This window comes from Enterococcus eurekensis (genome assembly GCF_042654605.1).
GTDB lineage: Bacteria > Bacillota > Bacilli > Lactobacillales > Enterococcaceae > Enterococcus_I > Enterococcus_I eurekensis.
In genome coordinates this window covers 36,481-62,921 of the sequence record NZ_JBHSGT010000025.1, presented here as the reverse complement: position 1 = coordinate 62,921, position 26,441 = coordinate 36,481, and the positions used below count along the sequence as shown (strand labels likewise).

The 26,441-nt window shown below is 37.2% G+C and carries 29 protein-coding genes, 1 pseudogene and 1 other annotated feature (1 of these 31 running past the window's edge); of the genes and pseudogenes, 3 read left to right on the top strand and 27 right to left on the bottom strand.

All coding sequences use genetic code 11. The features are described from left to right. Positions 1 to 70 (bottom strand) — a binding site (T-box leader); it reaches 145 nt to the left of the window's first position. From ACFO3L_RS04595 to ACFO3L_RS04520, 16 genes are all read right to left on the bottom strand, one after another. Next, the gene (locus ACFO3L_RS04595) at positions 67 to 771 is read right to left on the bottom strand and encodes a DivIVA domain-containing protein (RefSeq protein ID WP_379964314.1); all 705 of its coding nucleotides are present in this window, start codon (positions 769 to 771) and stop codon (positions 67 to 69) included. (Overlaps the previous feature by 4 nt.) Before the next feature lie 18 nt (positions 772 to 789). Then, the gene (locus tag ACFO3L_RS04590; RefSeq protein ID WP_379964312.1) at positions 790 to 1,572 is read right to left on the bottom strand and encodes a YlmH family RNA-binding protein; all 783 of its coding nucleotides are present in this window, start codon (positions 1,570 to 1,572) and stop codon (positions 790 to 792) included. A 28-nt stretch (positions 1,573 to 1,600) separates the two neighbouring features. Beyond that, positions 1,601 to 1,879 (bottom strand): YggT family protein, encoded by a 279-nt coding sequence (locus tag ACFO3L_RS04585; RefSeq protein WP_379964310.1) that lies wholly within the window; start codon positions 1,877 to 1,879, stop codon positions 1,601 to 1,603. 18 nt (positions 1,880 to 1,897) lie between these two features. Beyond that, complete coding sequence (locus ACFO3L_RS04580) at positions 1,898 to 2,536, bottom strand: cell division protein SepF (protein ID WP_379964308.1); 639 nt, start codon at positions 2,534 to 2,536, stop codon at positions 1,898 to 1,900. Between the two features lie 16 nt (positions 2,537 to 2,552). Then, positions 2,553 to 3,230 (bottom strand): YggS family pyridoxal phosphate-dependent enzyme, encoded by a 678-nt coding sequence (locus ACFO3L_RS04575; RefSeq protein WP_379964306.1) that lies wholly within the window; start codon positions 3,228 to 3,230, stop codon positions 2,553 to 2,555. A gap of 14 nt (positions 3,231 to 3,244) precedes the next feature. Further along, entirely contained in the window at positions 3,245 to 4,489 is a 1,245-nt protein-coding gene (gene ftsZ / locus ACFO3L_RS04570; RefSeq protein ID WP_379964304.1) for a cell division protein FtsZ, read from the bottom strand. Positions 4,490 to 4,509: 20 nt separating this feature from the next. Further along, on the bottom strand, positions 4,510 to 5,829 hold the full coding sequence (ftsA, locus tag ACFO3L_RS04565) for a cell division protein FtsA (protein ID WP_379964302.1): 1,320 nt from the start codon (positions 5,827 to 5,829) through the stop codon (positions 4,510 to 4,512). A gap of 148 nt (positions 5,830 to 5,977) precedes the next feature. Then, a complete protein-coding gene (locus ACFO3L_RS04560; RefSeq protein WP_379964300.1) occupies positions 5,978 to 6,892 on the bottom strand; it encodes a cell division protein FtsQ/DivIB in 915 nt (304 codons plus the stop codon). Between the two features lie 121 nt (positions 6,893 to 7,013). After that, positions 7,014 to 8,111 (bottom strand): undecaprenyldiphospho-muramoylpentapeptide beta-N-acetylglucosaminyltransferase, encoded by a 1,098-nt coding sequence (gene murG / locus ACFO3L_RS04555; protein WP_379964298.1) that lies wholly within the window; start codon positions 8,109 to 8,111, stop codon positions 7,014 to 7,016. Positions 8,112 to 8,117: 6 nt separating this feature from the next. Continuing rightward, positions 8,118 to 9,494, bottom strand: a complete 1,377-nt coding sequence (gene murD, locus ACFO3L_RS04550) for a UDP-N-acetylmuramoyl-L-alanine--D-glutamate ligase (protein ID WP_379964296.1) — start codon at positions 9,492 to 9,494, stop codon at positions 8,118 to 8,120. 29 nt (positions 9,495 to 9,523) lie between these two features. Next, entirely contained in the window at positions 9,524 to 10,489 is a 966-nt protein-coding gene (mraY, locus tag ACFO3L_RS04545) for a phospho-N-acetylmuramoyl-pentapeptide-transferase (RefSeq protein ID WP_379964294.1), read from the bottom strand. A gap of 17 nt (positions 10,490 to 10,506) precedes the next feature. Beyond that, entirely contained in the window at positions 10,507 to 12,717 is a 2,211-nt protein-coding gene (locus ACFO3L_RS04540) for a penicillin-binding protein (protein WP_379964292.1), read from the bottom strand. A gap of 3 nt (positions 12,718 to 12,720) precedes the next feature. Then, complete coding sequence (ftsL, locus tag ACFO3L_RS04535) at positions 12,721 to 13,131, bottom strand: cell division protein FtsL (protein WP_379964290.1); 411 nt, start codon at positions 13,129 to 13,131, stop codon at positions 12,721 to 12,723. Positions 13,132 to 13,159: 28 nt separating this feature from the next. Continuing rightward, on the bottom strand, positions 13,160 to 14,107 hold the full coding sequence (gene rsmH / locus ACFO3L_RS04530; RefSeq protein WP_379964288.1) for a 16S rRNA (cytosine(1402)-N(4))-methyltransferase RsmH: 948 nt from the start codon (positions 14,105 to 14,107) through the stop codon (positions 13,160 to 13,162). A gap of 54 nt (positions 14,108 to 14,161) precedes the next feature. After that, positions 14,162 to 14,593, bottom strand: coding sequence for a division/cell wall cluster transcriptional repressor MraZ (mraZ, locus tag ACFO3L_RS04525; protein ID WP_379964286.1), 432 nt, complete (start codon positions 14,591 to 14,593; stop codon positions 14,162 to 14,164). A 140-nt stretch (positions 14,594 to 14,733) separates the two neighbouring features. Continuing rightward, on the bottom strand, positions 14,734 to 15,117 hold the full coding sequence (locus tag ACFO3L_RS04520; RefSeq protein ID WP_379964356.1) for a DUF3397 domain-containing protein: 384 nt from the start codon (positions 15,115 to 15,117) through the stop codon (positions 14,734 to 14,736). A gap of 133 nt (positions 15,118 to 15,250) precedes the next feature. Between ACFO3L_RS04520 and ACFO3L_RS04515 the strand changes: the two genes are divergently transcribed. Beyond that, positions 15,251 to 16,207: a magnesium transporter CorA family protein gene (locus tag ACFO3L_RS04515; RefSeq protein WP_379964284.1), complete on the top strand. Its 957-nt coding sequence runs from the start codon at positions 15,251 to 15,253 to the stop codon at positions 16,205 to 16,207. A 76-nt stretch (positions 16,208 to 16,283) separates the two neighbouring features. Then, positions 16,284 to 16,400 (top strand): DUF4044 domain-containing protein, encoded by a 117-nt coding sequence (locus tag ACFO3L_RS04510; protein ID WP_379964282.1) that lies wholly within the window; start codon positions 16,284 to 16,286, stop codon positions 16,398 to 16,400. Between the two features lie 96 nt (positions 16,401 to 16,496). Here ACFO3L_RS04510 and recN read toward each other — a convergent pair whose 3' ends face one another. Both recN and ACFO3L_RS04500 read right to left on the bottom strand, forming a co-directional pair. After that, a complete protein-coding gene (gene recN, locus ACFO3L_RS04505) occupies positions 16,497 to 18,188 on the bottom strand; it encodes a DNA repair protein RecN (protein ID WP_379964280.1) in 1,692 nt (563 codons plus the stop codon). A gap of 11 nt (positions 18,189 to 18,199) precedes the next feature. Continuing rightward, entirely contained in the window at positions 18,200 to 18,652 is a 453-nt protein-coding gene (locus ACFO3L_RS04500; protein ID WP_379964278.1) for an arginine repressor, read from the bottom strand. A gap of 95 nt (positions 18,653 to 18,747) precedes the next feature. Here ACFO3L_RS04500 and ACFO3L_RS04495 point away from each other — a divergent pair. After that, a pseudogene (locus ACFO3L_RS04495) lies at positions 18,748 to 19,002 on the top strand (transposase); the annotation flags it as partial. A gap of 635 nt (positions 19,003 to 19,637) precedes the next feature. Here ACFO3L_RS04495 and ACFO3L_RS04490 read toward each other — a convergent pair. The 9 genes from ACFO3L_RS04490 to ACFO3L_RS04450 form a co-directional block, all read right to left on the bottom strand. Further along, complete coding sequence (locus ACFO3L_RS04490) at positions 19,638 to 20,459, bottom strand: TlyA family RNA methyltransferase (protein ID WP_379964276.1); 822 nt, start codon at positions 20,457 to 20,459, stop codon at positions 19,638 to 19,640. Beyond that, a complete protein-coding gene (locus tag ACFO3L_RS04485; protein WP_379964274.1) occupies positions 20,456 to 21,361 on the bottom strand; it encodes a polyprenyl synthetase family protein in 906 nt (301 codons plus the stop codon). Before ACFO3L_RS04485 ends, ACFO3L_RS04490 begins: the two co-directional genes overlap by 4 nt. Further along, entirely contained in the window at positions 21,358 to 21,579 is a 222-nt protein-coding gene (locus ACFO3L_RS04480; protein ID WP_379964272.1) for an exodeoxyribonuclease VII small subunit, read from the bottom strand. The genes ACFO3L_RS04485 and ACFO3L_RS04480 overlap by 4 nt, the downstream gene beginning before the upstream one ends. Then, the gene (gene xseA, locus ACFO3L_RS04475; RefSeq protein ID WP_379964270.1) at positions 21,560 to 22,915 is read right to left on the bottom strand and encodes an exodeoxyribonuclease VII large subunit; all 1,356 of its coding nucleotides are present in this window, start codon (positions 22,913 to 22,915) and stop codon (positions 21,560 to 21,562) included. Before xseA ends, ACFO3L_RS04480 begins: the two co-directional genes overlap by 20 nt. An 8-nt stretch (positions 22,916 to 22,923) precedes the next feature. Next, positions 22,924 to 23,772, bottom strand: coding sequence for a bifunctional methylenetetrahydrofolate dehydrogenase/methenyltetrahydrofolate cyclohydrolase (locus tag ACFO3L_RS04470; RefSeq protein ID WP_379964268.1), 849 nt, complete (start codon positions 23,770 to 23,772; stop codon positions 22,924 to 22,926). A gap of 78 nt (positions 23,773 to 23,850) precedes the next feature. Next, positions 23,851 to 24,300, bottom strand: a complete 450-nt coding sequence (gene nusB, locus ACFO3L_RS04465; RefSeq protein WP_379964266.1) for a transcription antitermination factor NusB — start codon at positions 24,298 to 24,300, stop codon at positions 23,851 to 23,853. Beyond that, a complete protein-coding gene (locus ACFO3L_RS04460) occupies positions 24,293 to 24,721 on the bottom strand; it encodes an Asp23/Gls24 family envelope stress response protein (protein WP_379964264.1) in 429 nt (142 codons plus the stop codon). The genes nusB and ACFO3L_RS04460 overlap by 8 nt, the downstream gene beginning before the upstream one ends. Before the next feature lie 121 nt (positions 24,722 to 24,842). Beyond that, positions 24,843 to 25,907, bottom strand: a complete 1,065-nt coding sequence (locus ACFO3L_RS04455; RefSeq protein ID WP_379964262.1) for a M24 family metallopeptidase — start codon at positions 25,905 to 25,907, stop codon at positions 24,843 to 24,845. 40 nt (positions 25,908 to 25,947) lie between these two features. Continuing rightward, complete coding sequence (locus ACFO3L_RS04450; protein WP_379964260.1) at positions 25,948 to 26,190, bottom strand: GlsB/YeaQ/YmgE family stress response membrane protein; 243 nt, start codon at positions 26,188 to 26,190, stop codon at positions 25,948 to 25,950. Positions 26,191 to 26,441 lie beyond the last annotated feature (251 nt).

Here is a 26,441-nt window from a genome sequence, read left to right as displayed (position 1 = left end):
TTGACCTCTCACTATCGTCAACTCGCTAAAAAAATACAAACCATTTTTCTGTTCTATTTTAAGTTATTAGTTATTTTCGTTATCAGATACATGAACGACTTTTTCATTGGCTTCTAAAACCGTATAATCTGTTTCATTATCAGTTACTTGACTAGAGTTTACTTCAGATTCATTTTCATTGTCAAGCTCTTTCGCTAAAACTTCACGAATCACTTGATGACTATCTTGAACATAACTTGAAAATGGTGCTAAAATTTCTTCCCACTCTGGTGATTTCACTTGGTTTAATTGTGTTTCTAACATTAATGATAAGCTGTTGTGGAAAACACGTGTCTTTTTCTTCAAGTCATTCGTTTCTACTGCTAATTGACGAGCATTTTCTGTCGCTTCAGTTAAAATTTCTTTGGCTTTTTCTTCTGCAGCACGAGTTAATGAATCGGCACGTTTTTCAGCTTTGGCTACCATTTCATTGGCTTTGTTTTGAGCAGATGTCACGATAACTTCAGACTCTTTGCTCGCACTTGTTTTCACTTTGTCCGCTGTGTCTTGAGCTACAATAATCGATTGGTTTAATGCATCTTTCAATTCATTGAAATACTCAAGTTTTTCTTCTGCATGTTTTAAAGCTTTTTCTAATTCGCGGTTCTTTTGAACGGCATCTTCGTAGTCTCGAACGATTAAGTCTAAGAAATCATCAACCTCATCTTTTTCGTACCCACGCATTTTTGTTTGGAAACTTTTATTTTGAATATCTAATGGAGTTAAAGCCATATTTTTTCACCTCTTAATTTATTTTCGCAAGACACCTAATGTTAAACGAATTTTTTCTTTCTTTGTTTTCCCTTCAATTCCTTGAAGTTGTATGCGACCAAAGCCGCGGATGGAAACAATGTCTAGTAAGTCTAACATAAAATCTGGCCTTTGTGTCTCAACCCAGTTAATCTTAATCTTTCCTGATTCAATTAATTGCTTTGAACGTTGGCGAGAAATATTAAAGACGGTTGAAATGACCGTATCTAAGCGTAAAGATGATACGGTTGTTTGTTCTTGTGCCCAGCCATCTTTTGGTGTGATTATTTCTGTGTAATTTTTCATATCCAAACGAACAGAGACATTTCCGATTTTATTGACTTGCATATGTAGATAAGAAGCGACTTCTTTTGCTACAAAAACTTGCCAATTTTCCCCGTCAGAAATAATATCCCCAAACATTTCTCGTTTCATACCTGAGCCAATTAAAGTCCCTAAAATTTTACCATGACTAAGCGTGGCAAATTTTTTAGGATAATTGATTTCAAATAAGACGATTTCAAACTCCTCTTGCTGCGGTTCATAATATTCTGGATAAATCATGCAGCGGACACGTTCAGCCGCTCCATATCCCCCAAAAAATTTAAATTTTAAGTCCGTTTCTTGTCGAACCAAGGTTTCTAAAATATAAGCTTGTCTTGGATCTAAAAATTCGGTCAAATAAGGGGCATACTGAAAAGAAACCTGCTCTAACCAATCGCCGACTAAATCAATAAATGGATGTTCATCTTGACGAAAATGTTGATATATATTGGTATCCATCGAAGTTCCCCCCCTTTTTTTCCACATTCTAGAACATAAAAACAATTCTATTTAAGATTAAAATTAATGCCTGCGATGCTAATTGCAACACGATAATGGCAAACGCAATATTGAAACTAACTGGCCCAAAAGATAAATTTAAATGATCAAACAAACCTAAATAAGGTTCACAAATTTTAGCTAAAAAGCGACCAAAACTTGATTGATATCCTCCTGGAAACCAAGATAATAATGCATAAATAACAAGCAATACCGTATATAAATAGATTGCTTTACTAATAAGTTGAATTAACCAAAACACGAACAAATGCGTTCCTTCCTCCTTTTATAGCGACATTTCGCTAAGATCAAACATTTCATTTTGGACAAGTGATTTTGCCGCTCCTTCGATTTCAACTGTTTTTGGTGTACATAAAAACATTTCATCGGAAACGCGCTTAATATCGCCATCCTCTGCATAGACCGTTCCTGTTAGGAAATCAACAACGCGTCTGGCTTGATGTTCTTCCATCAAATGAAAATTAACTAATACCGACTTGCCACCCATCACATGTTTCGCAATTTTCATTGCTTCTGAATAAACACGAGGTTCTAAGACCATGATTGTACTCGCTGAGTTATTTGCAGCATCACGTGTACGTGTTGCTTTTCTTTCAGCAGGCATTGCAACCACCTTTTTTTCGACTGCTTGTTGTTTTCGCGTAGGCGTTGGACGCTGCTGTTGTGGTCGTTGTTGTTGGGCAGGATCCACTCTTGTCGTTCTTTGTGGCTCTCTGTTTGGGACCCTTTGTCCTTGAGCCGGATTCGTCACCATATTTTGTTTTTTCGGTGATGGCGGAACTTTTTGAAAGCTCCGTGTATCCGGCTGTTTATGTTGTGTTTGTTGTCCAACCTCATGGAGTTCTTCATTATGTTCTAGACCAAAAAAACTACCCATGTTACCAATCAGATCTTTTAGAGACATATCATATCTTCCTCCTTCACTCTTCCTCAAATAGTGCGCTGCCTACTCGAACATAAGTCGCTCCCACTTCGATTGCCACTTGGTAATCATTTGACATCCCCATACTCAACTGCGTACAAGGTTCATTGGAATCGTTTTGAGCGTGTATTTCTTCTTGTAATTTTTTTAATTGTGTAAAATAGGCCCTTTGTTCTTCTTTTGTTGAGTCATAAGGAGCCATCATCATTAAACCAACAACTTCTATTTTATCATAGTTTGCTAGTTCTTTAATAAAAGAACGCACTTCCTCTGGGCGCAAACCTTGTTTACTTACTTCTCCTGAAACGTTAACTTCAACAAAACAGCGAATAATGTGATTTGCTCGTTTTTGAATTTCAGCAGCGAGCTTTAAGCTTTCCAAGGCATGAAAATAGTCAATTCGATTAATGACATCTTTGACTTTTCGGCGTTGGAGATGGCCAATAAAGTGCCATTCAATCTTTGGATAATCAATCAACTCTGCTTGTTTTCGGAGAAGAACATCTACTCGGTTTTCAGCAAAAACGCTTAAGCCTAAGTCGTACAATTCCTTCATTTTACTACTATCAACGCTTTTCGTAACACCGACTAAAGTCACTTCGTCGCTATTACGAGAAACAAGAGCACAGGAATTCTGTATCTCTTGCCTTACTTTCTGCAAGTTATCAGAAATCATGTGCTCTGGCCTCCTTATCTTTTACGACGAAAGAATGGTGGTGTGTTTAATTCGTCGTCATTTGGCTTCACTTCTTCACGATTAAATGTTTCGAAATCTTTTTTTTCAATCGTATCAAATTGAGTTTCCTCAATTTTAGGGCGCACGTTTTGATCTCTGCGGATATCCCAATTACCAAAAGTATTATCTTCTGCTTCATGTACAGGTTGTGCTTGGTCAAGGTCTAAGACAGGACGTTGAACGGGAGCATTCACTTGTTGTGACGTTCTCGCTGGACGACTGCCTCTAACGTCCTTTTTTTTTGACGGGTCAATTCCTGTCGCAATGACTGTTACGCGAATTTCATCGCCTAAGTCTTCATTAATTGAAGTACCTAAGATAATATTCACATCCCCACTTGCAGCGTTTGCTACGATATCAGAAGCGTCTTGTGCTTCAAACAATGTCATATCTAAGCCACCAGTGATGTTTAATAAGACTTGTTCTGCACCTTCGATTGATGTTTCTAATAACGGTGAAGAAATCGCTTTTTTCGTTGCTTCGATGACACGTTCTTCACCGCTGGCAACACCAATACCCATTAAGGCTGTCCCTTGATTTTCCATCACTGTCTTCACATCAGCAAAGTCCAAGTTTACGTAACCTGGAGCAGTAATTAAATCAGAAATACCTTGAACACCTTGACGTAATACGTTATCCGCTTCACGGAATGCTTCTAGCATTGGTGTTTTCTTGTCTACGATTTCTAATAGACGGTTATTTGAAATGATTAATAATGTATCAACATTTTCTTTTAATTTTGCAATACCTTCTGCCGCGAAACGTCCACGTTTTGGACCCTCAAAGGTAAACGGACGTGTGACAACACCGACTGTTAATGCGCCTAAATCTTTTGCAATTCCAGCAACGATTGGAGCCGCGCCTGTACCAGTTCCGCCACCCATTCCAGCAGTAATGAAGACTAAATCAGCGCCTTCTAATGCTTCACGGATTAATTGTTCACTTTCTTCAGCCGCTTTTTGACCAACTTCTGGTTGTGAACCTGCACCTAGACCACGTGTATATTTAGGGCCTAATTGAATAACTACTTCTGCTTTTGAATTTTTTAATGCTTGAACGTCTGTGTTAACAGCGATAAACTCTACACCTTTAACGTTTTCTTCGATCATACGGTTAACAGCATTTCCGCCACCACCACCGACACCGATAACTTTAATTACTGCACCTTCGTGGACATTATTATCAATTGAAAATTCCATCGTTTAAGTTCCTCCTAAAATTAATTATCAAAAATACTTGAAAAGAAGCCTTTTACTTTATCAACAACACTTGCATTATTTGTTTCTTCTACTGAAGTTTCTGATTCATCTGCTGCTTCATAATTTGTTTCATATGATGGTTCTTGATAGGTTGCGACTGGTTCAACATGCGTTTGTTCACCGGTTACAGCAAATTTCGCTAATTGATAAACCTCGTTTAAATTTGCTGAGTAATCAACAATACTAATCACATTTGTAAAGACTGGGTTACGTAAGCCCATATGATTCGGTACGTATAATTTTACATTAACGCCAAAGATTTCTTGTGCTAAATCAACAATACCTGGCATACTTGCCGCTCCACCAGTTAGCACAACGCCACCTGGTAAATCAAGCGCATCAATTTCATCTAAAACTTCTTTTGATTTATTAAAGATTTGTTCCATACGAGCTTCAATAATTTCTGATAAATAGCGTTCATCAATTTTAACTGGTTCTGATTTACCAATAACATCGACTGGGAATTCTTCACTCGCAGACGTACGCTCTGGATAAGCGTCACCATAATTGATTTTTAATGCTTCTGCATTGTTAAACGACGTATTTAAAACCGTTGAAATATCTTTTGTGACAAACTCGCCACCTTCTTGGTTCACATGAGTAAATTTCAGTTGATTATCATGCATGACAGAAGTTGTCGTTTGCCCACCACCAATTTCAATCACAATTGTTCCAAAATCTTTTTCGCCATCAGATAAGATTGTTTCCGTTAATGCTAGTGGTGTAATCACCATTTCACTAATCGCCAATCCAGCTTTTTCAACACAACGACGAATATTATGAATAATTGTTTTTGGTCCAGTAAATAATAAACCGAACATTTCAAGACGTACACCAATCATGCCCCGAGGATCTCTGATTCCTTCAAAGCCGTCGACTGTAAATTCTTGCGGTTGAATCGCAATGATTTGTCTTTCTGGTGGTACAGAACGTACAAGTGCTGCTGAAGCAACATTCTTAACATCCTCATTTGTAATTTCTTTAGAATCACCGCTAACAGCGATCATTCCTTGGCAATTTTCAACTTCTAAAAGATTCGCTGGTACACCAACACTCACTTGACGAATTTTGATGCCTGCTTTTTCTTCTGCTTGTCCTACTGCTCTTTGAATTGCTTGAACTGTTTTATCAATATCAACGACAATTCCACGATTAATTCCTTCTGATTTAGCATTTCCAACACCAATAATATTCATTTGGCTATCGACATACTCTGCTACGATTACTTTAACAGACGTTGTACCGATATCAAGGCCAACGTACATTCCTGTTTTTGCCATGGATGGGATTCCCTCCTACTTCTTTTACTTATCTATCGAACAAGTTGTGGTTATATTTTCATACGATCATTCTTTTGTTCACTGTTATTAATTTTACCATATTTCTATTGAATTAAGGAAGTCGTTCCTCAAAAATATCGTTAAAAAGTTAAAAACTTTCTTCACTTTGGCTACTTTCAGTTGTTTCTTCATCTTTTTCAGCGTACGGATACGAGTAAATACCAACTTCCATGTCGATTACGCCTTTGCCTTTCATCTCCTTTGCAACTTGGAGATAGTATTTCATTTGCTTTGAAAAATCAGAAATATTAACAAAAACCTGATTCCCATCATTCATAAAGAGCGTAATGAGCTCGTCATTCTTTTTCGAGGGTGTTAATTTAATTTGTGAAATACTGTCTTGGATTTCAGCTGGTAACTTTTCATATTCTTTTAAAGTTGCTAAAATCTGTGCCTCTTTCGAAAAAGATTCTAAGATAACATGTCGATTGTCAATTTTTTTTATAGGCTCTTGAATAATTTTCCCATTTTCTAAAATCGGCAAATATTGATTCCCTTTTACTAAGTATGCCACTTCTTCATATTCCTTCACTTGAATCGCAAATTTATTCCAGTCTTGCAAAGTAATCGTCGTTTTCTTAATCCACGGATTTTCAGTCGTGACTTTATTTGCGACTGCTTCGCGATTAAAAAATTGTGGCCAAAGTCGTTCACCAATCTCAAAATTAGCCGTTTCTAAAATCGTTTCTTGCGTGACTTTCTGTTGTGCCTTTACTTGAACTGCTGAAAGATTACTTAGTGGTGAAATGTAATAAAGTGAGCCTACTAGAGGGATTAAAAAAAGTGATACAAGCAGGATCAATCGCTTGCGTAACTTTTTATCTCGATAAGCTTGTAAGTTGGGGAGTTTTTTTGAAAAAGAAAGCAATTTATTCTCACTTTTAGGAGCTGATTCTTCTCTATCAACCAATGATTCTGCAACTTCGCTAGCATCTTCTTGATTTTCAAGAGCTTCTTGCTCAGTTAATTCCTCATCATTACTTTCTTCTTTGCTACTTGCCATCTCTAACTTTTGTCTTTGTTTTTCTTCCTCTAAATAAAGTAAATGTTCCTTTTGCCACGGAGTTAGCTGCTCAGTATCATGTTCATTTTTTCGATCACTAATGGCCTTGTCCTCCTCTTAACTATCCCTTAACAATTTCTTGAACGAGTGCATATAAACGGCTCGCTGCATCCGGGATTCCTTGCGTTTTTGACGCTTGCGCCATTTGTTGATGTAACGCAGGTTGATTCATAATCTCATCTACTGTAGCAACTAAGTTTGTTTCTGTCAATTCCGCATCGGCAATCATTTTGACTGCGCCAACTTCGACTAAACTTTGCGCATTTTTAGTTTGATGGTCATTTGTTACATAAGGACTTGGAATTAAAATCGCTGGCAAGCCTAGACTCGTTAATTCAGCAATTGAAGACGCACCTGCTCGCCCAATCATTAAATCGCAATTAGCCATGACTTCCGCCATTTGATTAATATAAGGTTGGATACTAATATTCACAAAAGCATCCTTCGTCATCCCAATTGACTCTTCTAATTCTTCATAATAGGCTTCGCCACTTGAATATAAAATTTGATAATCTTTTTTAGCAAAAGTAGGTAGAGCTTTAATAATCGCATCATTTATTTTTTTAGCGCCTTGGCTTCCGGCAAAAATTAAAACAGTTTTTTTCTTTGGATCCAAGTGATACTGTGCTAAGATATTCGATTTTTTAATTCCACTAACTTCTTGAGCACGTGGATTCCCAACCAGTCTTGTTTTGTTTTCCGGAAAATAGCTCGCAGAATTTTCAAATGAAATACCGATTCGATCAACATATCGAGATAGAAATTTATTTGTCATTCCCGGAACACTGTTTTGCTCATGGATGATTGTCGGTATTTTTAGTTTGGCTGCCGCATACATGACCGCCCCAGAAACATAACCGCCTGTCCCGATAACAACGTCAGGTTTAAATTCTTTTAATAGCTGTTTTGCTTCCTTGACGCTTTTTAAGAACAATTGAATTGTCTTAAAATTATCCATTGTTAATTTGCGTTTAAAACCTTGAATTTCTAAAGCTTTAAAAGGAATATCTGTCTGCGGTAAAATTTTATTTTCTAATCCTCGTTGCGCACCAATATATAAAAATTCAGCACTTTGATTGATTTCTTTTACATAATTTATAAAAGCGAGCGCCGGATAAATATGTCCGCCGGTTCCGCCACCTGTTAAAACAATTTTCATATCGACTTACTCCTTTTCAACTTGCGCCTTCAAAGCATCGTAAGCTTGAATAAACGCTTCTCCACGAACTTCAAAATTCGTATATTGATCCCAACTTGCATTCGCAGGTGATAATAAAATGACATCCTCTGCCTGACTCAATTGATACGCTAAAGGTAAGGCGCTCGTCACATCCAATGTTTCTTCAATGATTGACACACCGGCTTCTTTAGCTGCCTGTGCCAAGCGATTTTTTGTTTCCCCAAACACGATTACGGCTTTAAGATTTTTTAATGAGGGCACTAGTGTTTCAAAACTATTTCCTCGGTCTAGTCCACCTGCTAGTAAGATGACTTTTTCTGGTTCAAAGCCACTTAACGCCATTTTTGTCGCCAAAATATTCGTTGCTTTAGAATCATTGTAAAATTTCACTTGATTGATTTGACCGATATATTGTGTACGATGAGGTACTCCGGTAAAATGCTGTAACACCGTACGAATGACTGTCGTTGAGATGCCGTTAAGTTTGGCCACAGCAATCGCAGCTAAGGCGTTTTCGACATTATGTGAGCCAGGTGCGCCTAATTCATCAACCAACATAATCGCTTCTTCTTGATAATAAATTTGGCCTTTTAACGCATAGGCACCATTGACTTTTTCTTCGGTTGAAAAAGGAATAACTTGAGCTTTCGTTTTTTCTGCTAACGCTCGTACTTCTGCTTGATTCCAATTTAAAACAAGCCAGTCTTCACTTGTCATATGATTTTGCATTCTCCATTTTGCGGCAACATATTCTTCCCGTGAACCATGATAATCCAAGTGCGCTTCATACAAATTAGTAATCACACCGATGTGCGGTTTAAAATCAATTGTACCCATTAATTGAAAACTCGATAATTCCATCACAAGGCAATCATCCGCCATCACATCTCTAGCAACTGAGCTCGCTGGATAGCCGATATTTCCAGATAGATACGCCCGGCTTTTCGTCATTCCTTGATTTAAAATTTGTTCAATCATCGTTGTCGTCGTTGTTTTTCCATTTGTTCCAGTAATTCCAATAATTGGAGCCTCAGATATTTCATAGGCCAACTCAATTTCCGTAATAATGGGTAAACCTTTTTCCATTGCCCCTTGTATTAACGGATGCGAATAAGGGATACCTGGATTTTTGACCATCAAAGAAAAATCTTCATCTAATAATTCAATCGGATGACTACCAGTAATTACTTTAATACCTAGTGCTAATAAATCTTGTGCTTCACGATTTTCTTCAAATGGTTTTCCGTCATTAACGGTAACAAGTGCGCCCAAATCATGTAACAATTTGGCCGCACTGAATCCGCTTCTTGCTAGTCCTAAAACTAGAATTTTTTTATTTTGGTATCTTGTTATTTTTTTCATTTTGCCCATCTCCATAAATTTAGGTTAGTTTACATAAAATAGATGAATAACGTAATTGCTGAAAACAGCAATGAAACACCCCAAAAAACACCATCAATTTTCCACTCAGTCCATCCACTCATTTCAAAATGGTGATGCACTGGTGACATTTTAAAGACTCTTTTTCCCGTTAATTTAAAAGAAGAAACTTGGATCATTACACTTAATGTCTCAAAAATGTAAATAATTCCAACCAATAATAAAGTCCACTCTTGATGTAATAATACGGAGATGGTTGCTAGTAACCCACCTAAAGCAAGCGATCCAACATCACCCATGAAAATTTTAGCTGGTTTATGATTATAACCAAAGAAGCCAATTAATGCACCGACAACACTTAAACAAATAATCAGAATATCATATTGTCCTTGATCCCAAGCGATGACTGCATACGTTCCAAATGAAATCGTACCGAGTCCTGAGACTAAGCCATCAATTCCATCGGTTAAATTGACTGCATTAGAAAAACCAACTAGCCAAACGACGATAAACGCACCATAAAGATAAGACAATGGCAACTCAAAACCAAAAAGATTTAATGTATTGGTCGTCCCTTCCATTACAAGAACTGCATAAAAAATGACGCCACCAATAATTTGGCCAATTAATTTTTGTAAAGAAGTAAGACCCATATTTCTTTTTTTAAAGATTTTAATAAAATCATCAACAAAACCCAATGTGCCATAAAGCACTAAAATAAATAATGAAATAAGTAGCGATGAAGTTAGTTGATTTTGCCAAGCTGCTACCCAAATAGCAGTCAAGACGATTGACACTAAAAAAACCGCGCCTCCCATTGTTGGCGTTCCGGATTTGATTTGATGCCAATTTGGACCTTCTTCTCTAATTTCCTGTCCATATTTTTTCATTTGGAAATAACCAATAAATATTGGCATTACTGAAACAGTCATTCCAAATGCACTTGCAATTGGCAAAATCATCTCGATCAGCTTCATTCTTTTTCGCTCCTAATTTAATTTAATTTTTCTAATTTAAAATGTAATTTTTTCCCTTTAATCGGATTACCTGGTTCGATGCTTTGGTCGACACTGTAACCTTCTCCACTAAAAGTGACATCCATTGACAGTAAGTTCGCCAATTTAAGTAAGTTCGATTTTGACCAGCCCGTGGTATCAGGCATTCGTCTTGAATCACCTTCCGTTAATAATAACAATGTTTCCCCTGGAAGCATATGCTTATTGCTTTGGGTGGATTGTTCTTCAATCTTTGCACCTTCGCCGATTACAACTGGCACTAACCCTTTTGTTTCTATCATTGTTCTTGCTTGTTCAGTTTCTAAATTTCGATAATCATCAACCGTTACTTTATCCGTTTGAATCGTGTTCGTATCAACCATATCGACTTCTTTAAAATCCATTGCTCGTTGTAAGATAGCATTAGCAATTGTTGGGATAACGGAATTTTTATATTCTTTTGGCTTTTTCATGGTCACATAAAGCGTATATTCCGGATCTTCAGCCGGTAGCATTGTTACGACAGAATAAATATTATCGTTTTCACCTTCTAAGTAACCACCCCCTTCAGCAATTTGGGCGGTCCCTGTTTTAGCTGAGATCTTATAATTATCGACTTTATACATGTCATAAGCCGTTCCGTATTGCTCGTCTTCAACGACATCTCTCATATACTGACGAACTTGTTGAGCCGTTTCAGGTGCGAAAACTTGCCCGACTACTTCAGGGTCAAAACTTTCTTCTTCTCCTGTTGTTGGATTAACTATTTTTTTAATATATGAAGGCTTAACAACTGTACCATCATTCGATATGGCCATAAATGCTTGGAGCATCTGAAATTGAGTGACTGCAATCCCTTGTCCATAAGCAGTATTGGCTCTCGTAACAATATTGTCTTCTGGCATTAAGCCTTTTTTCTCGTTGAACAAACCGGAATTGGTTGTTTTACCAAACCCAAAGGCATCAAGGTATTCCTGCCACGCGTCCGTCATTCGTTGTTCTAGTTTAACCATTCCGACGTTACTTGACCAAGACAATGCTTGACGCATGGTCATCATCCCTCTTGAACCTTTCGCGATATCCCAGTCGGTAATTTTTGCATCAATTAAGGGCATCTCACCGGACATAAAGGTTTCATTTGGATTAAAAACACCTTGTTCCATTGCACTTGCTACAGTCAATATTTTAATCGTAGAGCCTGGCTCATACGTTTCCTCTACAAAAAGATTTTGCCATTTGAAGCCTTTTTCTTCATCGATACCCTCTTTTGTTTCTGGATTAAATGATGGGTATTGTGATAAGGCGACAATTTCATTCGTTTTTGATTTCGTTAACACGGCTGTTAAGTATTCTGGCTTTGCTTCTTCAAAGCCTTCTGCCACTAATGTATCTAAATAGCTCTGTAAGCGACTATCTAACGTTGTATAAATATCTTGACCGTCCTCGGCTGGAATGGATTCTGCTACCGTTCCTGGTAAGGGGTTTTGAAAATTGTCCTTTTGATAAACAATTTCTCCATCCTTTCCAGCTAATACATCATCATAGGCGGCTTCAATTCCGATGGCGCCAATCAATGTTTCTTGATTGTCTTCCACATCAACATTGGCGTAACCGATTAAATGCGAAGCAAAGACCCCATTTGGATAAATGCGCGACGGATGTTCATTAAATTCAATCCCTAGAACACCCTTCTTTTCCATCTCAGCTTCAATTTCTTGTTTTTGCTGTAACGTTAAAGACTTCGCATTCGGAATCTCAACTTGGTATTTATTATTATCTTTCCCACTTTGTAAAGTTTTGACTACCTTTTTTGTATCAATTCGCTTACCTAACACATTTTTTAAAATCCCTGCCAGGGTTTCAAAATCTTTTTCTTGCGCGTAAAGTTTCTTATCCCCAGAGACGTACGTATCAATCACTGGCGCATAAGCTGAATAAGACGTCGCATCTTCGGCAATGACTACACCGTTTCGATCGTAAATCGTACCGCGCTTCGCTTTGACAACTTTGCTACCTTCATATAAAGCTTCTGTTTTGCTTTCTAAGGAAGTACCACCGACGTCACCAACGACTACAATGTACGTTAAACGAGACACAAATAAAAAAAACAATCCAATAGTCGTAGTAAAAAGAATAATTCCTACTTTTTTGCGATTGTTCGTCGGTGATAATTTATTCTTAGTAAAATACTGCTTCATTTTTTTTATCATAGGTTATTTCACTTTCCTTAAATTACCACTTTGGATAGACATTCCTTGCTTTTCAGCAATTTCACGGATACGTTCACTTTTAGATAACTCTGTCTTAGCTTGCTCCAAACGTAAAATTTCAGCCTTATCGACAACGGTTTGTCCTTCAATAATTGAAATTTCATGTTCTGTTTGTGTGATGGATGTGCGTAAATGAATCATTAACAAACTTAAACCAATCACTGCCACAAGCAATACACCTGCAATCAGTCTTTCCAAGTGACTAATTCTTTTTAGTCGATGCTTTGGAGAAAGAGGAACAACCACAACATCTGGTCGTTCTGGCTGATAAAAATCTTCAATATAAACATGGGTTTCCATATTTAATTCTTCTTCTACTTCATAAGAATAATCTTCCATTTTTAATTCTGCCAATTTTTTCTCTCCTCTCGCTTTGCTTCGATTATTTTACTTTTTCGACAATCCGGAGCTTTGCGCTACGCGAACGATTATTTTCTGATAATTCTGCTTCACTTGGAATCAGTGGTTTTCTTGTAATTAATTTCAAATCCGGTTGATACTCATCAGGAATCATCGGTAACCCCGGTGGTAAATCAGGTGCTGTACTGTACTCTTTAAAGATTGTTTTAACAATCCGGTCTTCTAAAGAATGGAACGTAATAACACTAATTCGTCCTTTTGGCTGTAAGAGTGGAATTGCTTGTTCCAAAGTATCTTCCACAACTCCTAGTTCGTCATTCACAGCAATCCGAATCGCTTGAAAAATTCGTTTTGCTGGATGTCCACCTTTTCGACGAGCAAAAGCTGGAATGGCGTCTTTAATAATGTCCACCAATTCACCAGTTGTTTCAATTGGTTTTAATTGACGTACCCGCTCAATTTCGCGCGCGACTTGTTTAGAAAACTTCTCTTCACCGTAACGGAAGAAAATTTTTACTAGTTGAGCATATTCGTAGTCATTGACAACTTCAAATGCCGATAATTTAGCTTCTTGATCCATTCGCATATCTAATGGCGCATCTTGATGGTAGCTAAAGCCACGCTCAGCTTCATCTAATTGTGGTGACGAAACACCCAAATCATATAAAATACCATCAACTGCTTCTACCCCTAATGCATTTAATTCTTCTTTTAAATAGCGGAAATTGCGTTTAATAAACGTTACTTGTCCTTTTTCAACAAAAGGTGCCAAACGAATTTTCGCATGTTCAATCGCTCTTATATCTTGATCAAAAGCATATAAGTGTCCTTTTTCATTTAATTGTTGTAATAGGTACTCACTATGGCCAGCGCCACCTAAAGTACAGTCTACATAAATACCGTCGGGACGGATATTCAAACCATCGACTGTTTCTTTTTTCATGACTGTGTAATGTTGAAATTCTGCCATTGTTTTCCTCTTTCTATGTATCACTTGTTTATTTCAATTCACTCAACTAAATTGCTATAGGCCAAAATCAATCATTGATTCTGCAATTTCGTCAAAGTTTTCTTCTGCTTCTTCCGTAAATGCTTGCCAGCGTTCTTCATCCCAAATTTCAATCCGATTTGAAACACCAACAATCACACAGTTTTTTATTAAATTACCGTGAGTTCTTAGCGAAGCTGGAATATTAATGCGGCCTTGCTTATCGAGTTCACATTCAGTTGCAGCTGAATAAAAAAAGCGGACAAATGTACGCGCGTCTTTTTTAGCAAGCGGCATATCATTTAGCTTTTCTTCAAGTTGCTTCCACTCAGATAAAGGGTAACCAAATAAACAGCCATCTAATCCTCTTGTCACCACAAACTTCTCGCCTAATTTCTCGCGAAGTTTTGATGGCATAATTAGTCGACCTTTGGCATCGATTGTATGTTGAAATTCACCCATGAACAACGATATCTCCCCCAATTACCACCTGATATTCACAGTCTACCACATCCCCCCACTTTCTACCACATTTTATGAATAATAACAGTCTATTTTTTTATAAAACAATAAAAAAGACATTTTAAAAGTTTTTTAAAAAACTTCTATTAGTGAGCTAGTAATAAAATTAAACTCAATATAACGATTATAAAATGTGTAAATAGCGAAAATAAAAAGACCGAGCGCCAAAACATTTTAAAATATCGTTTGTAAATAATTTCTTCGTAGAAATACGCCTGAAAAAAAGCGAGGCCAATTCCAAGTAAACAAATCGTAATTAAAAAGTAAGGAAAAATTGATTCGTTAAAAGTTAAAACAGAGACTTGGTGGATTGAATAAAAGATTAACGGAACGGTTAAATCAAGAGCTTTAATTGCATAACGTTTTCTTAATGACAAAATGGACGTCACAACTTTAGCCGCAAAAAAGCTAATAATTGGGAATAAGTACCAAAAAACAAGTTTTAATGTAATAGATGTCACATGATTCATTCCTTTCATAGGTAGCCAATGCTACTATACTTTATTTTTTTTACACTTATATTTCATTCTTCTTACAGATATGTACTATAATAGAGTCAAATCAACTCTTTGGTCTTTGAATGCTTAAATAGGAGGTCTAATTATGATTTCACACTTTAAAATCGATAATCGGCAATTAATATTGCAGGAAAAAAGAAATTCAGCAACTGTTTGGACGCATATTGAACAACCAACAGAAGAACAAATTCAAAAAATTTCCAAAGAATACCAATTACCAAAAGATTATTTAACAGCTATTTTAGATGATTCTGAAACTTCTCGTGAAGAAGGTCTTGAGCAAGCAGTCTTTCATAAAGCTATTTTGATTTTATTACAATTTCCTCATGAAGTGGTCGATGACAACGGCTATATTCAATTCAAAACTTATCCTTTGTCGTTAATTATTACGACCGATCAAAAAATTTTGACCGTTTCCAATCAGCCACCACTTTTTTTTGATTTTATTCATGAACAAACGCTACCGATTAATGATATGAGTACCGAGATGAATATTTTCTTACAAGTGCTTTGGCGATTAGTTATTTCATATAATGATGGCTTAAAAAAAATCAAACGACATCTAGAGCATCTAGAAAAACAAATACAAGTTTCCACCGAAAATAAACAACTCTATCAGTTGATGAATTTACAAAAAAGCTTAGTTTTATTTGAAGCCGCTGCTCAAGGTAATTACGATACCTTAATGATTTTATCCCAGACGTCGATTTTCACTCACAATCATGCCTACCGAAATAATTTACATGACGTCATCGTCGAAGTACGACAAGCAAGAACGTCGATTCACATTCAATTGCAGCTAACACAACACATGACCGATATTTTTTCCGCGGTGGTTTCGAACAACTTAAACAATGTGATGAAAATTTTGACCTCCCTAACCATTGTTTTAACGATTCCAACAATTATTGGTGGAATTTTCGGAATGAACGTCTCCTTGCCTTTTTCCGAGAGTAAATTTGCCTTTTTCTTTATTTCCATTATTACTTTATTACTATGCGGGATCGCTATTCGCTATTTAAAAAAGAATAATCTTTTATAAATAACTTGCGAGACACTTGAGTTATTACGCATTCAGTTGTAAACTAATCCTATCAATTAAATAAAGGATGAGTTCGATGAACGAAAAGAAACAAACTAGCACTTTTTCAAAAATCACTAAAGCTGTCGTTTGGGTAATGCTAATCATCATGATTGGAACTACTGTTTTAAGTGCCTTATCTGCTTTCAACTAATACGTAAATAAATAGAGCTACGACAGGTTTAAATCCTCTGTCGTAGCTCCTTATTTTTACCTAAAAAGAGATTCGGGTGAATTAAAACACTTGGTATTATTGTTTTTTTGTTGCTTGCTGCGCTAAGTCTAGCAGTTCTTTTGCATGCTCCAATGTAAGATGCGTAATTTCTTGACCCGCGAGCATTCGAGCAATTTCGTCAACTCGTTCAGTTGCACTCAGCTGAGTAATTTTTGTTTGTGTACGCTCATCGACGACTTCCTTACTAATAAAGTATTGATAGTCCGCTTGAGCTGCAACTTGAGGTAAATGGGTAATACATAATACTTGTGAGTTTTTAGCGATTTTAGCGATTTTTTCAGCAATCGCTTGAGCAACACGACCACTAACACCGGTATCAACCTCATCAAACACTATACTTGTCATTCCTTGTCCTTTTGAAAAAATCGTTTTTAAAGCCAATAAAATTCGTGATAATTCACCACCAGAAGCCACTTTAACTAATGGTTTTAAATCTTCTCCTAAATTACTACTCAAATAAAACGCCACTTGATCAATACCATTAATCCCTAATTCATAAGGTGCTTCTTTAAAACGAATATTGAAACGGGCATTTTCCATATAGAGGTCACTCAATTCTTGCATGATTTCTTTTTCTAAAGTTACCGCCATTAGACGGCGCTCAGAATGCAATTCATTAGCTAAGGTCCATAACCTTTCTTCTTTCATCGCCAACTCTTTACTTAAGACTTCTAAACGATTCTCTGAATGTCCCATTTGGTCCAATTCAGCGACAATCTCCGTATAATAGCTCAGAATTTGTGGAATCGATTCGCCATACTTACGTTTTAATTGACGAATCAACTCTAAGCGTGCTACCACGACTTCTAAACGCTCCTCATCTAATTCTAAAAAATCCAATTGCTTGGAGACTTCACTCGCGGCATCTTGCAACATATAATAAGCACTTTGTAAGTTCTCGCTAATTTTTTGATACTCAGCATCAAGTTGTTCAATTTCTTGAATTTCATTTAAAGCACGACCTACACCATCGACAATGCTACTTGATTCTTCCGATAAAATGGCATACGTTTGCCCTAAAGCGTCGACAATTTTTTGGAAATTTGTTAACTTGTCCCGTTCTTCAATTAAATATTCTTCTTCATTTTCTTGAAGCGCAGCTTGCTCAATTTCATCTGACTGAAAGTGAAGCATATCCATTCGTTGGGCGTATGATTGTTCGTTTTTTTGGATTTTTCGCAATTCACTCGCTGAGACTTGATAATCATTAAAAGCGAATTGATACATTTCAAGCTTTTGCTTAAACTCTTTTGTTCCAAAATTATCCATCAAACTTAAATGTTTTTCCGGTTGCAAGAGTTCCTGGTGCTCATTTTGCCCTTGAATATCAACGAGGTACATTCCAACACGCCTTAAATTAACCAATGTAACGATCCGACCATTTACGCGACAAATATTTTTACCCGAACGAGACATATCTCGTTGTAAAACTAGAAAACTTTCAGAAGTATCAATGCCTAACTCTTCCATTAACGAGGGGAACTCTGAATGGACAGGCCATTCAAATAACCCTTCTAACAAACATTTGTCTTCTCCATGGCGAATATAGTCACTCGAACCGCGCCCACCAGCAAGCAAGCCCATCGCATCAATAATAATCGATTTACCAGCACCCGTTTCACCGGTAAGAGCCGTCATCCCCTGTTGAAAGCGAATGTTTAAATATGGAATAATTGCAAAGTTTTTAATCGTCATTTCTAATAACAATGCTTTCACTCCTAACGCTGATACTTACGGAATATTTCCGAAAGTTCAACTGCTTTTTCTTCCGTCCAAGTAATCATTAAAACTTTTGCATCATCATTTAAACTAGCAAACAAATCTTTTTGATAGTATTTATCAACTAAATTACCGATTGCAGACGCATTACCTGGTAACGTACGTAACACGATATATTTTTCCATTTGATCAACTGAAATTAGACCGGTGCTCAATAGTTTTTTTAGTTTTTCAAGTACATCTTCTTTTGATTCATTTGGTAGACTGTAACGATAACCACCTTGACTCGAAGGTATCTTAATTAATTTCAATTCTTTAATATCACGTGAGATTGTCGCTTGTGTTACTTCAACACCTTGTGCGCTTAAGTACTCTACGAACTCTTCTTGCTTTTGAATTTCATATTCACTTAAAAAGCGTGTCAACAAACGTTGGCGTTCTTTTTTTTTCATCCCTTTGGCCTCCTTGTTAAAGTCTTACCTATCATAGCGTATTTTTGAGAATATTAAAAGAACGAACAAAAAAATAAGGGAGCGTCCAATGACTTTCCTTTTTCTCCACGATTCAAACATTAAATAAGGCCCTTCCGAAATGGTTCCGAAAGAAATTATATTTCTTAAAGAAATATAAGCAAGGGATTCAAAATGCTTTTGAACTACGGTATTCTAACGGAGTTACTGAGGGTATGAATAATAAAATTAAATTAATTAAACGCGTTTCCTATGGTTATCGCAACTTTTATCATTTAAGAGATCGAATCTGCATCATTCATGGCTTAATTTTCGCCCCCACTGAAGCTTGATATGAATAATCAACAAAACATTTGAAGATAGCACTAGCGACTCGAAGAAAAACACCTTGTGCCCGCTGCGTCAAAAGACGAAATGTGAATTACTCTAGGAGGTGTGAAAAAAGTCGTTTTGCTCTAAGCAACTGGAGGTAAATTTAAACAATCGGGGTTTTCGATTGATTAAATTTAGTGAAGTTGCCGTAAGAGCAGACTTTTTTCACCCGTTTAGTGCTTTAGCACTTAACCAGAGTTTGAAGCTTTCGAGCTGAGTTGTCACGCAGATCCTGATATTGTATCCGTAACTCACTACGTTCGAACAGCTCCAACAACCACAGGCTCTATTAGAGGTCATGAAATGAGCGAATAGTGACGAGTAATAAGCAAAGAATCGTTTGAAAATGTTTTGTACTTTCAAAAAGCTTATGGCTTATTACCGAGTCGCTGCTCATTTCATACCGTTTCGAAGCGGTCTCGCAGCTTTCGCCAACAAGGTGATTTTTCGTAGGGGAGCGGGAGGCTCCGCCCCTCTTTTCTAATGTCAAAAAAATCGATAGAAAAACAATTTTCTCTACCGATTCTGACGATTATTTTTACTCATTTTGGGTCCATCAACACTATTTGACGAACACCCCTTATTTTTTCATTCTTTATTTTTCATGAAATTTTTGATGTGCAGCTAAAACTGTCGCCTCGACATCCACACCTTCAGCTAATTCGCCTGCTTCAGTATTTTTTTCAAGATGTAACAAAAATTCAATGTTGCCTTCACCGCCAGTAATTGGTGAAAAGCTCAAGTTTCTGACGTTGTATTGTTCTTTTAAAGCAAAACGAATAATCTCTTCAATTACTGCTTCGTGTGTTTTTGCATCACGGACAATACCGTTTTTACCGACTGCTTCACGCCCTGCCTCAAATTGTGGTTTAATCAAAGCCATAACTTCCCCTTTTTCAACTAAAATTGAGTGTAATGGTGGAAGAATTAGTTTTAATGAAATAAAAGAAACATCGATTGTTGCCATTTGAGGTAATCCTTCATTGAAATCAGCTGGTTGACTGTAACGGAAATTGGTTTTCTCCATAACGACGACTCGCTCATCCTGACGCAACTTCCAAGCTAATTGATTGTGACCGACATCTAAAGCGTAACTGAGTTTACCACCATTTTGTAAAGCGACATCCGTAAAGCCACCTGTGGAAGAGCCAATATCTAAGACAATTTTATCTTTAAAATCTAACCCAAAAACATCAATCGCTTTGACTAATTTTAATCCGCCACGAGAAACATAGGGCAATTTTTGACCTTTGATTTCCAATTCTGTCTCAGCAGCAATTTTTTCTCCCGGTTTATCTAGACGTTCATGATGTTCAGCCTTATAGACTAATCCTGCCATGATTCCTCTTTTAGCCTGTTCGCGCGTATCAAACAACCCTTGTTGAACTGCCAAAACGTCGACTCTTTCTTTTTTCATTTATTTACACCTTTTTCTTCTATGCTAAACATTTCCAACAAATCCTCAAATAGCTCAATATGCAACTGTTCTTTTTGAAGGACTTGAATGACCGCACGACTTTGGGCCATTTCAAATGCCAAAGCCTCTTTTGCTCCTTCTAAACCGAGTAATCCCGGATACGTATTCTTTTCAGCCATTTCATCTTTTTGTGTCGCTTTGCCTAAGACAGAAGCATCACTGATGACATCTAAAATATCATCTCGTATTTGAAAAGCTAAACCTAGATGATTGGCTAATTTGGCTAAATCCTCAATCGTTTGTTGTGATTGATCCGCTAAAATCCCCCCAGCCAGAATAGCAAAACGAATGAGCTCGCCGGTTTTGCGACGATGAATCGCAATCAGTTCATCAACGGATAGTTTCTGACCTTCACCTAAAATATCAGCGACTTGTCCCGCTACCATCCCACTACTGCCAGAAGTTTCCGCTAATAATTGAATCAATAATAATTTTTTATCATTGGGTAATTGGCTTTGACTTAACAATTGAAAGGCCATCGTTAATAAACTATCGCCCGCCAAAATCGCTAAAGCTTCACCAAAAACTTTATGATTGGTTGGCTGACCTCTTCGTAAGTCATCGTCATCCATCGCCGGTAAATCGTCATGAATTAACGAATACGTATGAATCATCTCTAAAGCCGATGCTACCTGGATTGCACCAAAGTCGACCTTTTTTTGAAAAGAAGCCATCGTGACAAAAAGCAATAAAGGACGAATCCGTTTACCGCCTGCTCGAATCGAATAAATCATACTCTCTTTTAGCTGCTCTTCTTGCACATGCTCTTCGATATAACGCTGCATTTCAAGTTCAAGTTGTTCAATAAGCGGCTGTTTAAAGTGATTTAGGGTCGTACTCATAGGCTCTCCCCATCAAACACGACCAATTCATCGTCATCCGTCATCATTTTTGTTAATGTTTGCTCGGCATTTTTCAACGTATTCTCACATTGCTTACTTAGTGTCATTCCTCGTTGAAAAATAGTTAAGGCTTCTTCTAATGCCACTTCCCCTTTTTCTAAACGTTGAACAATTTCTTCTAATTCTTGTAATGATTCCTCAAATGTTGGTTTCGTCATCTTGTTTTCCCCTCACTTCAATTACTTTCATTTTCGCATAGCCATCGTGATAATTCACTGTTACTTGTTCATCGACTTGAAGTTGTTTAACTGACGCAATAAAACGTCCTTTTTCGTCAATCGTATAATTATACCCACGTCCCATTATATTCAGTGGGCTTAACAAATTCAAGGCCTGGACTTGTTGAGAAAACTGTTGGCTTTTCCCATCAAAATAAATGGCCATTTGCCGTTTTAAATTTTGCTTTAAATGGGAAAGTTGAACCGTTTCTTGTTTTACACGATGAATTGGCGCGACTTGTGCTAAGCGATGGGATAACAATTGACTTTGTTTTGATTTCTCATAAATGTCATTTTGCATTTGTTGCATCAATCGCTGTTTTAGCTGATCGACTTTTAACGCTTGACTTTCATAGAGACGTTCTGGCTGTTGGAATAAATACGAACGCATGATGCGCTGATGGCGTTCTTTTTTTCGTTCGATTTGATTTAAAATCGTTTGTTTTAAACGCGCTCTTTTCTCTTCGATTCGCATCAATTCTTCTGCCAATACCGGGACTGCCAATTCTGCTGCTGCCGTCGGTGTTGCTGCACGCATATCAGCAACATAATCCGCAATCGTCACGTCTGTTTCATGACCGACAGAAGAAATAATCGGCGTTTTAGCTGCAAAAATACTACGCGCAACGATTTCTTCGTTAAAAGGCCATAAATCTTCAATTGATCCACCACCACGCCCAATAATCATCGAATCAAAATCACCTGCAGTCTCGACTCGCTGAATATTACGGACAATATCTGGTGCCGCATTTTTCCCTTGAACAACGGTCGGATACAAAACAATTTGGGCAATTGGATAACGACGCTTAATCGTCGTCATAATATCACGAATCACCGCACCACTTGGACTCGTTAAAACGGCAATTTTCTTGGGATATTTCGGCAAGCTTTTTTTGGGCGCATGAAACAAGCCTTCTTCATTTAGTTTTTTCTTTAACTGTTCGAAGGCTTGATACAACGCGCCGACACCATCAGGCTCCATGTGTTCGACATAAATCTGATAGTTCCCACTGGCTTCAAAAAGGGATACCCGACCGACAACTAAAACTTTCATCCCTTCTTCAGGTTGAAAATTTAACTTGGCAAATGCCCCTTTAAACATGACTGCTGAAATTTTTGATTTTTCGTCTTTTAAATTAAAGTATTGATGACCCGGACGCATCCGAAAGTTTGAAATTTCACCTGTTAAAAAAACCTGCTGTAAATAAGGATCGACTTCAAATTTTCGTTTTAAATACATTGTCAATGCGCTAACCGTTAAATAATCCTGGGTCATTTTTTCACCTATCTTTCTGTACGTTTTGCTGCCTCAATCGTTTGTGCCATTAACATCGTAATCGTCATCGGTCCCACGCCTTTTGGTACTGGAGTAATGTAACTTGCTAAAGGCTCGACTTCATCGTACTTAACGTCTCCAATTAGTTTACCATTTTCATCACGGTTCATACCAACATCAATCACAACGGCGCCTTCTTTAACAAATTCTTTTGTGACAAAGTGGCCTCGACCAATCGCAACGACTAAAATATCTGCTTGTTTCGCAACACTTGATAAGTCTTTTGTACGCGAATGCGTCACTGTGACAGTTGCATTTTTTTCTAATAATAAATGGGCCATTGGTTTACCAACGATGTTACTACGGCCAATTACGACAGCATTTTTTCCTTCTAATTCAATTTTATATGCTTCAAACATCTTCATAATACCATATGGCGTACATGGAATCATTTCTGGTGCGCCCATAAATAATTTTCCTAAATTCATCGGATGGAAACCATCGACATCTTTTTTTGGATCAATGGCTAATAATACTTTTTCAGAATCAATATGTTCTGGTAATGGTAATTGGACTAAAATACCATGGAAATTCGGATCTTCATTGTATCGTTGAATTTCTGCTAGAAGCGTTTCTTCACTAATCGATTCATCATAAAGTGAAACTTCGGAATGCATCCCCAAACGAGTTGCTGCCAACTCTTTATTTTTCACATACGTTTGGCTCGCTGGATTTTCACCGACTAATAGTACGACTAACCCTGGTTTAATCCCTTGGTTTGCTAGTTGTTGTACTTCCAGTTTTAATTCTGCTTGAATCTTATCTGCTAATGCTTTTCCGTCAATCTTAATTCCCATTTTTTAATTGCCCCTTTGATTTTTATTCATTACCCGACCATTTTAACACATTTCAGGCATAAATATAAAGAAGCTAGCTTATTTGCTAGCTTCAATTTCATTATTAACATTCGATAAGATGCCATTCACGAACTTTCTTGACTGATCATCACTGAAAACCTTCGTTAATTCGATTGCTTCGTTCAAAACAACTTTATTTGGAACGTTATCAACATAAAGCATTTCGAATAATGCTAAACGTAAAATCGTGACATCCATTTTTGGTAGACGTTTTAATGTCCAACCTGAACGCAAATGGTTTTGGATAATTGTGTCCATTTCTTCTTTGTTTTCACAAACGCCTGTCACCAATAAATCGAGATATGTTGGGACAAAGTTTTCGTGTTCTTCGTCAATCAGCTCTTCATGCTCTAATTCAATTGCATGTAAAATCGCATCTTGTTTTGTCAATTCCTGATTAAAATCAAGGGGAAATAGCGCTTGAATCGCCATTTGTCTAATGTCACGTCTTGATAATTCTTTACTCATTGTCTGCCTCTTCATTTTCAAATAATTCTTGTAAATCTAACTGCTCTACTTTTTCAGGAACGAGGGCAATCACGTGAATATTCACTTCGTTTAACTCAATATCGGTCATAAACAATACTTGCTGTTTAACACGTTTTTGAATTTCCATTGCAACTTTAGGAACAGATACGCCATATTTAAAATAGACATATAAATCCACATCGATGCCATCTTCTTCGTTCATTGTTAAGGAAACTCCTTTACCATGAACTGAGCGGCCTAATAATTCCGTCACATTATTGGTAAACGTTGATTGCATACGATATACGCCTTCGACTTTCGAAGCAGCAATCCCAATAATCACTTCAATCACTTCTGGTGCAATGACAATCTCACCTAGCTCGTGATTTGATTCTAATACTAAGTTCGTCTCATTTACCATTTCGCATTCCTCCATCTCCTAGTTAGCATCATGTATCTGGCTACATAACTAGTTGTTACTCTTTATTATACAATAGCTAGCGCTAATATTATAGTCAAAACCGCTTGGATAAACGCATTTATTATAAAATTATTAGCTCTTTTGGTGAATGTGTTAAAACTTTATTACCTCTTTCCGTAATTAACAAGTCATCTTCAATACGAACGCCACCAATACCTGGTAAATAAATCCCAGGTTCATTCGTGATAACATTTCCTGGAACAAACGCTTTTTCTGATCTAAACGATACGTTTGGACCTTCATGCACTTCTAAGCCAATTCCGTGACCTGTTGAGTGACCAAAAGCTTCTCCATAGCCATGCGACGCAATATAATCACGAGCTACTGCATCCAATTCAATTCCAGTCATGCCAGGTTTCGCAACTTGATTCACTTTTAATTGCGCATCTAAGACGATTTGATGAATTTCTCTTAATTTTTCGCCTGGATCACCAATTGCAAATGTACGAGTCATATCTGAAACATAGCCTTCATAGTAACAACCAAAGTCTAAAGTAATCATATCGCCTTGCTCAATGATTTTAGGACTCGCCACACCATGCGGCATTGCTGAACGAACTCCACTAGCCACGATTGTATCAAAAGAAACACTCGTTGCACCCAGTGAACGCATGTAAAAGTCTAATTGATTCGCAACTTCAATTTCAGACATTCCCGGTTTAATTCGCTCGATGATATACGCAAAACCTTGGTCAGCAATCTCACAAGCTTTTTGAATTAAAACCAATTCTTGTTCATCTTTGACTTCACGTAATGTTTCAATCATCCCTGAAACTGGAACAAGACCACTATCGACTACAACGTCTTCTAGCCCGTCATATTCAGCAAAAGTCATATGATTTTCTTCAAATGCAAGCGTAGCAAGCTCTTCTCTTTGACAAATCGCTGCAACTTCAGCAAAAATCGAACCTTGATGTTTAATAATTTCGAAACCTTTAGCTTGTGCTGCGGCTTGCTCTGTATAACGAAAATCAGTGATAAAATAAGCTTTTGATAGCGTGATGACTGCAACGCCTGCACTACCGGTAAAGTTTGTTAAATATCTTAAGTTATATGGGCTTGTTACCAAAAAAGCCGCTAAATTTTCTTCTTTCATTGCTGCACGTAATTTTTCAACACGTAACATAAATTCATTCCCTCTTTCTTTTACTTATCCTAAATAACTCTTATTTTTTGCGACCGAAGAAAAAGGAAATCACTGCGACAAAAATCACAGCTCCCACGATGGATGGTAATAAATACATGCCACCAAGTGTTGGTCCTCCCCATGATGAAAAAAGTCGCTCGCCAATTGCGGAACCAATAATTCCGGCTAAAATATTAAAGAAACAACCACGTTTTTCACCAGTCACAATTCCCGCAATCATCCCAATAATTGCTCCAGCAACGATTGTCCATAACCAACCCATTTCATTTCCTCCTATCGGCTTCAATTTACTCTTATTAGTGTATCACAGACAGCAACATTTGTGCATTGATTCAAATAAATTTTCTGTCTTTTTCCAATCATTTGTTTTCATTTCGGTAGTGAGTTTTTATCCCCTCTCTTATAACTCAAGACACAATGCTTTTTGTGGAGATCCGTACAGTTCGATTTATCACGCGGACATCTAGCACAAACTATTTTCGCTTCACTCTGTTTATCTTTCAAAACAATCCC

What these genes read in the sequence shown, in the direction of transcription:
- ACFO3L_RS04595 (WP_379964314.1), bottom strand. Translation starts at nt 771, where the DNA reads ATGGCTTTAACTCCATTAGATATTCAAAATAAAAGTTTCCAAACAAAA.
- ACFO3L_RS04590 (WP_379964312.1), bottom strand. Translation starts at nt 1,572, where the DNA reads ATGGATACCAATATATATCAACATTTTCGTCAAGATGAACATCCATTT.
- ACFO3L_RS04580 (WP_379964308.1), bottom strand. Translation starts at nt 2,536, where the DNA reads ATGTCTCTAAAAGATCTGATTGGTAACATGGGTAGTTTTTTTGGTCTA.
- ACFO3L_RS04575 (WP_379964306.1), bottom strand. Translation starts at nt 3,230, where the DNA reads ATGATTTCTGATAACTTGCAGAAAGTAAGGCAAGAGATACAGAATTCC.
- ftsZ (WP_379964304.1), bottom strand. Translation starts at nt 4,489, where the DNA reads ATGGAATTTTCAATTGATAATAATGTCCACGAAGGTGCAGTAATTAAA.
- ftsA (WP_379964302.1), bottom strand. Translation starts at nt 5,829, where the DNA reads ATGGCAAAAACAGGAATGTACGTTGGCCTTGATATCGGTACAACGTCT.
- ACFO3L_RS04560 (WP_379964300.1), bottom strand. Translation starts at nt 6,892, where the DNA reads ATGGCAAGTAGCAAAGAAGAAAGTAATGATGAGGAATTAACTGAGCAA.
- murG (WP_379964298.1), bottom strand. Translation starts at nt 8,111, where the DNA reads ATGAAAATTGTTTTAACAGGTGGCGGAACCGGCGGACATATTTATCCG.
- murD (WP_379964296.1), bottom strand. Translation starts at nt 9,494, where the DNA reads ATGAAAAAAATAACAAGATACCAAAATAAAAAAATTCTAGTTTTAGGA.
- mraY (WP_379964294.1), bottom strand. Translation starts at nt 10,489, where the DNA reads ATGAAGCTGATCGAGATGATTTTGCCAATTGCAAGTGCATTTGGAATG.
- ACFO3L_RS04540 (WP_379964292.1), bottom strand. Translation starts at nt 12,717, where the DNA reads ATGATAAAAAAAATGAAGCAGTATTTTACTAAGAATAAATTATCACCG.
- rsmH (WP_379964288.1), bottom strand. Translation starts at nt 14,107, where the DNA reads ATGGCAGAATTTCAACATTACACAGTCATGAAAAAAGAAACAGTCGAT.
- ACFO3L_RS04520 (WP_379964356.1), bottom strand. Translation starts at nt 15,117, where the DNA reads ATGAATCATGTGACATCTATTACATTAAAACTTGTTTTTTGGTACTTA.
- ACFO3L_RS04515 (WP_379964284.1), top strand. Translation starts at nt 15,251, where the DNA reads ATGATTTCACACTTTAAAATCGATAATCGGCAATTAATATTGCAGGAA.
- ACFO3L_RS04510 (WP_379964282.1), top strand. Translation starts at nt 16,284, where the DNA reads ATGAACGAAAAGAAACAAACTAGCACTTTTTCAAAAATCACTAAAGCT.
- ACFO3L_RS04500 (WP_379964278.1), bottom strand. Translation starts at nt 18,652, where the DNA reads ATGAAAAAAAAAGAACGCCAACGTTTGTTGACACGCTTTTTAAGTGAA.
- ACFO3L_RS04490 (WP_379964276.1), bottom strand. Translation starts at nt 20,459, where the DNA reads ATGAAAAAAGAAAGAGTCGACGTTTTGGCAGTTCAACAAGGGTTGTTT.
- ACFO3L_RS04485 (WP_379964274.1), bottom strand. Translation starts at nt 21,361, where the DNA reads ATGAGTACGACCCTAAATCACTTTAAACAGCCGCTTATTGAACAACTT.
- ACFO3L_RS04480 (WP_379964272.1), bottom strand. Translation starts at nt 21,579, where the DNA reads ATGACGAAACCAACATTTGAGGAATCATTACAAGAATTAGAAGAAATT.
- xseA (WP_379964270.1), bottom strand. Translation starts at nt 22,915, where the DNA reads ATGACCCAGGATTATTTAACGGTTAGCGCATTGACAATGTATTTAAAA.
- ACFO3L_RS04470 (WP_379964268.1), bottom strand. Translation starts at nt 23,772, where the DNA reads ATGGGAATTAAGATTGACGGAAAAGCATTAGCAGATAAGATTCAAGCA.
- nusB (WP_379964266.1), bottom strand. Translation starts at nt 24,300, where the DNA reads ATGAGTAAAGAATTATCAAGACGTGACATTAGACAAATGGCGATTCAA.
- ACFO3L_RS04460 (WP_379964264.1), bottom strand. Translation starts at nt 24,721, where the DNA reads ATGGTAAATGAGACGAACTTAGTATTAGAATCAAATCACGAGCTAGGT.
- ACFO3L_RS04455 (WP_379964262.1), bottom strand. Translation starts at nt 25,907, where the DNA reads ATGTTACGTGTTGAAAAATTACGTGCAGCAATGAAAGAAGAAAATTTA.
- ACFO3L_RS04450 (WP_379964260.1), bottom strand. Translation starts at nt 26,190, where the DNA reads ATGGGTTGGTTATGGACAATCGTTGCTGGAGCAATTATTGGGATGATT.